At 38.2% G+C, this 1,203-nt stretch carries 1 protein-coding gene; it reads right to left on the bottom strand.

The features are described 5' to 3' along the window. On the bottom strand, nt 1–1,139 hold a 1,139-nt coding region (locus ACGHVY_RS24780; RefSeq protein ID WP_390602130.1), incomplete at its 3' end, for an IS4 family transposase. Nucleotides 1,140–1,203: the final 64 nt, after the last annotated feature.

The raw sequence follows: 1,203 nt of genomic DNA, 5'->3' as shown, positions 1-1,203 counted from the left end.
GGATTAAATTGTTCTTTGACATCATTGAAATTAGTCTTATTAAACAGCTCTTGTAAAGGCGTTTTATCTGTTAATGAGATGCTAAGAATCTGCAAGACCTCATAAGTTGAACGATTCAGTTGCATATCATATTGGACAATAGCTACTAAACAATAGGTGATGATAGCAACACTAATCTGTATTCGAACCGCATTCTCGGTAGTACCCCAGAACCTTTTTATCTTAAGGTGTTGTTTCAGCCATTTGAAGAAAAGTTCCACGAACCATCTTTTCTTATAAAGATTGGCAACATCAAGTGCAGATATGTGTTTGGCATTCGTCAGGAATGTGAATTCACGATCATCCTCTTCATCATAGAAACGGATGACTCTGAATGATTCAGGATACTTCTTTTCAGAAGTGTACCCTATCAGTTTCACTTCCGCATCTGAAAGGATATTCTTCGGCATTCTACGCTTCCATTTACAGAACTTGCATTTCAGATTAGACTTCGCTCTGACTACAAAGAAAGAACCTGTAAGATGAATCCGATAAAGTTCTTTAAACGAGTCATACGCTCTGTCAAATATATAATAAGCATTTGGCTCATAATTAATTGCGGACATTTCTGTTGAATCATGCCTGGATGCTGTAGTTACTGTATAAAAGGCTGGAAGTTGTGCTTCTATGTCATAAAGGACATGAGCCTTAACTCCACCTTTTTTCTTACGGAACTTCGCCCAAGGGAATGTAGCCAAACATAAAGGAATCGTAGTGGAATCAAACGCATACTTCCTTCCTGGAATATCCAAGATGTGAGTCGATCGTTTTTCACATGCTTCCTTCATCATATAGAAAGCAAAATCTTCGAAGATTCTGTAATCCCGATTCTGATTGGCAGATGCAAGCGTAGTTTTGGCAATGGGCTCACGACCCAATCCCAAATGATAACGCTTTCCTTGATGTGCTTCCAAAGCTACAATCAAGTCACGAAGACTTTCACGATTACTGAGTTGACCGAACATCATTGCAAGTAACTGACTCCAGCAAGTGAAATGTTTCACATAACGATTGCCATCATACTTGTCTACAAGTCTTCTGAACTTATCATTGTTCAAGAATTCTACTAACTGAGCGAAAACATATTTATCTTGGTTCATTTGAGGTCACCTTAATTGACCTCAAAGGTATGATTTCAAATCGTCGCGCCTAAAAAGTAGTATC

This window comes from Bacteroides sp. f07 (genome assembly GCF_042854785.1).
In the GTDB taxonomy this organism is placed as follows: Bacteria; Bacteroidota; Bacteroidia; order Bacteroidales; family Bacteroidaceae; genus Bacteroides.
The sequence above is the reverse complement of the archived record's forward strand: the minus strand, read 5'-3'. Positions and strand labels throughout refer to the sequence as shown.